General features: G+C 66.6%; 5 protein-coding genes. 3 read left to right on the top strand and 2 right to left on the bottom strand.

Annotation, left to right across the window (positions count from 1 at the left end):
* A partial coding sequence (locus X803_RS19810) for a DUF1295 domain-containing protein (RefSeq protein ID WP_035778997.1) occupies positions 1-630 on the top strand: 630 nt, incomplete at its 5' end.
* A gap of 11 nt (positions 631-641) precedes the next feature.
* On the opposite strand, the gene X803_RS0112600 is transcribed toward X803_RS19810, so the two are convergent.
* Together X803_RS0112600 and X803_RS0112595 are read right to left on the bottom strand one after the other, a co-directional pair.
* Positions 642-1559, bottom strand: a complete 918-nt coding sequence (locus tag X803_RS0112600; RefSeq protein ID WP_026545407.1) for a hypothetical protein — start codon at positions 1557-1559, stop codon at positions 642-644.
* Positions 1560-2951, bottom strand: a complete 1392-nt coding sequence (locus X803_RS0112595; protein ID WP_026545406.1) for a glycine--tRNA ligase — start codon at positions 2949-2951, stop codon at positions 1560-1562.
* Positions 2952-3214: 263 nt separating this feature from the next.
* On the opposite strand from X803_RS0112595, the gene X803_RS0112590 reads away from it, so the two are divergent.
* The gene (locus tag X803_RS0112590; RefSeq protein WP_026545405.1) at positions 3215-3646 is read left to right on the top strand and encodes a universal stress protein; all 432 of its coding nucleotides are present in this window, start codon (positions 3215-3217) and stop codon (positions 3644-3646) included.
* 488 nt (positions 3647-4134) lie between these two features.
* A complete protein-coding gene (locus X803_RS0112580; RefSeq protein WP_026545403.1) occupies positions 4135-5760 on the top strand; it encodes a M28 family peptidase in 1626 nt (541 codons plus the stop codon).
* Positions 5761-5800: the final 40 nt, after the last annotated feature.

The raw sequence follows: 5800 nt of genomic DNA, 5'->3' as shown, positions 1-5800 counted from the left end.
GGCGACGGTGACGACGGCCGCCGCTGGCTCATGCTCACCCTCACTGCCGCCTGGGGCCTCAGGCTGGCCGTCCACATCGGCTGGCGTGCACGCGACGGCAAGGAGGACCCCCGCTACGAGGACATGCTCGGCGACGCGCCCGGTTCCCGCAACGTGTACGCGATCCGGAGGGTTTACCTGCCCCAGGGTGCCGTGATGCTCTTCGTATCACTCCCCGTCCAGGTGGCCATGTATGCGCAGGGTGCGGTGGGCTGGCTGGGGTGGCTGGGCGCGGCGGTATGGCTGGTGGGCTTCGCGTTCGAAACGATCGGCGACGCCCAACTCACCGCGTTCAAGAGGAATCCGGCCAACCGCGGAACCGTCCTGGACACCGGGCTCTGGCGGTACACCCGGCACCCCAATTATTTCGGGGACGCGGTGGTGTGGACCGGGCTGTTCCTCGTGGCTGCGGATTCCTGGCCGGGCGTGCTGACAATCCTCTCGCCGGCACTGATGTACTGGGCGCTGGCCAACAAGACCGGCAAGCCGCTGACCGAGGAGCGCATGGGGGCGCGGCCCGGGTACCGCGAGTATGTGGCGAATACCAGCGGCTTCTTCCCGCTGCCGCCCAAACCGGGCCGCGGCGCCTGAGTTTTGCGGGGTCAGTCGCTGACGACCCGCGTTTCGGCGACCACCCTGGCCGACCCGGCGGCGATCAGGGGCTCCAGCACCTCGACCAAAGCGGCCATGGAGTCATCCACCTCGACCTGCACGGGGTACTGGTACACGAGCATCGCCAACAGAGAGGCCACGGCGGCGGACTGTTCGCTTGCCCGCAGTGCGGTGTCGTAGCCGATCAGCACGTCGGCCGGTGCGTCCGTGCGGCTCTGCGTATAGCTCAGCGCAAACGCGGCGATTGTCCCGCCGTCCGCCTTCGGCCTGTCCCGCAGCACCACGGCGCCGCCCGCGCCGGCGGTGTCGCCGAGCAGGAACTGCTGCGCCTGCCCGAGGGTCATGTCCGCGGGGTCCCAGGCGTGGACGGCGTTGTACCACCCGGTCACCGCCGTGGTGAGTTCAACGGAACCGGTGGCGGCCTCTTCAAGCTGCGGGCCGGCGTCGTCCGCGAAGTTCGGTACGGCAAGCGCGCCGGGAGCCACCTCGATAATCCGGGAGCGCTGGATCTCGCGGAAGCCGGCGGCCTCCGCGAAGGCGGCTCCGGTGGAGCCCGGTACTACCTTTGCCCGCAGCGTGGAAACGCCCGACGGCGACTGGCCGGCTTCGTGCCGCAGCATACCGAGGAGCGTGGCACCGATCCCGGCGCGACGGTGGTCGCCGGCCACCTCCACGTAAGCCCAGAGCCGCTGGTTGTGCAGCCTCGGTTCGAAGACGTAGCCCGCGGCGACGGGCACGGCGACCCCGCCAACTGCGTCCTCCGCCACGATGCAGCGGAGCCACGGTGAATCCGAGGACGGCCGGAAGAGCCCGCGCGACTGTTCAGCCTGAGGGGTTTCCGGGCCTCCCCACACCTGCAGAAGTTCGAGGTCGTCACCCTCACGCCAGGGCCGGTACCGGACCGCCACTTAGGCGCCCACCAGACGCTGTGCGAGGTAGCCCTCGACCTTGTCGAGGGAGACGCGTTCCTGTGCCATGCTGTCCCGCTCCCGGATGGTCACTGCCTGGTCGTCGAGGGTGTCGAAGTCCACGGTGATGCAGAAGGGTGTGCCGATCTCGTCCTGGCGGCGGTAGCGGCGGCCGATGGCTCCGGCGTCGTCGAAGTCGATGTTCCAGTTCCTGCGCAGCTGCGCGCCGAGGTCCTTCGCCTTGGGTGAGAGGTCCTCGTTGCGGCTGAGCGGGAGCACCGCGGCCTTCACCGGGGCGAGCCGCGGATCGAGCTTGAGTACGGTGCGCTTGTCCACGCCGCCCTTTGCGTTGGGGGCCTCATCTTCGGCGTAGGAGTCCACGAGGAACGCCATGAAGGAACGGGTCAGGCCCGCGGCAGGCTCAATGACGTACGGGGTGTACCGCTCATTGGTGGCCTGGTTGAAGTAGCTCAGTTCCGTGCCCGAGTGCTTCGAGTGGGTGGAGAGGTCAAAGTCGGTGCGGTTGGCGATGCCCTCCAGCTCGCCCCACTCCGAACCGGAGAAGCCGAAGCGGTATTCGATGTCCGTGGTGCCCTTGGAGTAGTGGCTCAGCTTCTCCTGCGGGTGGACGAAGAGGCGCAGGTTGTCCGGGTTGATGCCGAGGCCGGTGTACCAGTCGAAGCGCTCCTTGATCCAGTACTCATGCCATTCGTCGTCGGTTCCGGGCTCAACGAAGAACTCCATCTCCATCTGCTCGAATTCGCGGGTGCGGAAGATGAAGTTTCCGGGCGTGATCTCGTTGCGGAAACTCTTGCCGATCTGGCCGATGCCGAACGGCGGCTTCTTGCGGGAGGTGGTGAGCACGTTGTTGAAGTTCACGAAGATGCCCTGCGCCGTTTCCGGGCGCAGGTAGTGCAGGCCCTCCTCGTTGGCCACCGGCCCGAGGAAGGTCTTGAGGAGGCCGGAGAACTCCTGCGGCTCGGTCCACTCCCCGCGGGTTCCGCAGTTGGCGCAGGCGATGTCCTTCAGCCCGTTTTCCGGTGCGCGGCCCTTCTTTTCCTCGTACTCTTCCTCGAGGTGGTCCGCGCGGTAGCGCTTGTGGCAGGACAGGCATTCCACCAGCGGGTCGGAGAACACCTCGACGTGGCCGGATGCTTCCCAGACCTGACGGGGCAGAATCACCGAGGAATCAAGGCCGACGACGTCCTCCCGCCCGCGGACCATCGACTGCCACCACTGGCGCTTGATGTTTTCCTTCAGCTCGGCGCCGAGGGGCCCATAGTCCCAGGCCGACCGGGACCCGCCGTAGATTTCACCGGCCTGGAAGACGAAGCCACGCCGCTTGGCGAGGGAAATGATTGGGTCCAGGGCGGAAACCTGCTTGGCCACGATAATGCCATCCTCTGCATGTTTGGACAGGCCGCTGGGTGCGGTCGTCGATGTGCCGCCGGGCACGCCTGAGCCTACGAGGGCTGGCGCGGGGCCGGACGGGCGAAGCTACCACCCTAGCCTACCGAAACGGCGACGGCGGCGAGCCCGTCCGGACGCGCAGTTCCTGCCTTTGGCGGCAGGGATGGAACATCTGGGGCTAAGGTCAACCTTGCGGGTCCGGCAGCGTAGCCGCACCCCCGGTTCTACGATCGAGAGGAAGCAGCATGGCAGGGAATGTGGTTGTTGGAGTCGATGGAAGCGACACCGCGTATAAGGCCGCGTCACGGGCAGCGACTCTTGCCGGGCAGCTCGGAGCCGAGCTGGTGGTACTGAGCGCGCACATCACGGGCAACACGGAAATCGTCAAGATCGGAAGCGAGACCTGGATCCTTGACGATGCTGAGAGGGCGCTGGAGCTTGCCGAAGATGTTGCGGCCAAGCTGCTGGTGGACCACCCCACGGTGACGGTCCGTCCCGCCGCCGGACGGGGCAAGCCGCAGGATGTCCTGATGGAGGAGGCCGAGCGGACGGGTGCGGAACTCCTGGTGGTCGGCAACGTGGGCGTCAAGGGGCTGGGGCGCGTTCTGGGCAGTGTTGCCTGGAGCGTGGTCCATAACGCACCGTGTGACGTGCTGGTGGTGAAGACCGCCTCGTGAAGCCAGCCTGCTGAAGCCCGCGCCATGAAGCCCGCGCCCTGGCTCCGGGCACGGAGACTGGACGCGGGCTTCAGCCGTTGCAGGGTGTGGCGCCGTTACCGCCGCCTGAGGATTCCGCGGAGGATTCCGCCCACGCCGCCTGATCCGCCACGGCTGACTCCGCCGCGTCCGGTACCCATTCCGCCGGTCCGCGGTGTGCGTCCCGTGGTTCCGCCTGACCTGCCTGTGAAGCGGCCCGCGGCACCCCTGATGATGTTGCTCAGTCCCATGAGAATCTCCTTAGTCCGGAACGGCCTGCCCACTTGGGACTCCGAACCTTACCCCCCTTCGCGTGGGTTTTCTACCGTTTACTACTGACCGGTAGCGGCCCCTTGACGGGCCCGGATAACTGTCCATACATTGAGCAAACCCCCTGTGGCGTGATCCGCGTCACAGGGGGTTCCAGTGCCTGCAACCGCAGGCGCACCTTTGCGACAGAAGGAACAACGGTGGTCCCTCACGCTCTACCTCAGCGCGCCCATTTTGGGCGAGCATCACTCGCATTTCTCGGTGGACTGGCACTCGTTGCCACCGGCGGCCTGGCGGCAACTGCCGGACCGACGTACTCCAACAGCAGCAACAACACCTCTGAAAAGCTGCGTACCGCCGTCTCGGTGGACCGCGTGGCCGCCCACCTCGACGCGCTGGACACCATCGCGCTGGCACACGGCGGGACGAGGGTGTCCGGCACCCAGGGTTACAACGACTCGGTGGACTACGTCGTCGGGAAACTGCAGGCCGCCGGGTACAAACCCGTGGTGCAGCCGTTCACGTTTCCGTTCTTCCAGGAGTTGAGTCCCTCGGTTCTGGCGCAGACCAGCCCGGAGCCGCAGGTGTACCCGGCCGGATCCTTCGCAACGATGACCTATTCGGGGGCTGGGGACGCGACCGGGCCAATCATCACGGTCGACACCACCGGCGCCGTCGGTTCCACCGGTACCAGCGGTTGTGAGGCGGCGGATTTCGCCGGTTTCACTCCCGGATCGATAGCACTGATGCAGCGCGGCAGCTGCTCGTTTGCGCAGAAGGCCAGCAACGCTGAAGCAGCCGGGGCCACTGCCGCTGTCATTTTCAACACCGGGCTGCCGGGCAGCACGGGACCGATCGCGGGCACGCTGAGCGCTCCGGGCATCGGGATTCCCGTGCTGGGCGCAAGCTACGAGGTAGGCACCGGCCTGATGGGTGACAGCGTCACCGGACAGGTCTCCACGGACACCATCTCCGAAAACCGTGAGACCTTCAACGTGCTCGCGGAGACCGCGACCGGTAACGCCGACAATGTGGTGATGGTGGGGGCCCACCTCGACAGCGTCGTCGCCGGCCCCGGCATCAACGACAACGGAACCGGCAGTGCGGCCATCCTTGCCGTCGCCGAGGCAATGCGGAAGGTTGAGACCGTCAACAAGGTCCGCTTCGCCTGGTGGGGTGCGGAAGAGCATGGGCTCCTCGGCGCACACCACTACGTCAATGACCTTGCGGCGTCGGGGGAACTGGCCAGGGTGGGCCTTTACCTGAACTTCGACATGATCGGTTCAGCGAACTTCGGCCGCTTTGTGTACGACGGCGATAATTCCGCTTTCCCGGTGGGCCCCGGCGCGGCTGCCGGCCCAGCTGGTTCCGGCCAGATCGAGCAGGATTTCCACAACTACTTCGCGGCGGAGGGCCTGCCCTCGGGCGAGACAGCCTTCAGCGGGCGGAGCGACTACGGACCGTTCATTGCCCGGGGAATCCCGGCCGGCGGTCTGTTCACGGGCGCCGAGGGAATCAAGACCGAGGAGCAGGCCAATTTGTTCGGCGGGGTTGCGGGGCAGCCCTATGATTCCTGCTACCACGCGGCCTGTGACGACACCGGCAACGTCAGCATCGAGTCACTGGACCAGATGAGCGACGCGATCGCACACCTGACGCTGACCTACGCGATGAATACCTCAGCGGTGAACGGCGTCGGCGGCGATGAGAAGGGCAACTTCAAGCAGGGTGGCCCCTATGAGGGCAATCCTCTCGGCGGCGGCACGGAAAGCGGCGGCGGACTCCATCCGGAGCACGACCACGACGCCGAACTGGCAGACCACTAACAGTCCGGAATGACAGGCGGGACGGGACCACCACTGCGGT

Origin of the sequence: Arthrobacter sp. 35/47, assembly GCF_000520475.1 — a bacterium.
GTDB lineage: Bacteria > Actinomycetota > Actinomycetes > Actinomycetales > Micrococcaceae > Arthrobacter_D > Arthrobacter_D subterraneus.
The sequence above is the reverse complement of the archived record's forward strand: the minus strand, read 5'-3'. Positions and strand labels throughout refer to the sequence as shown.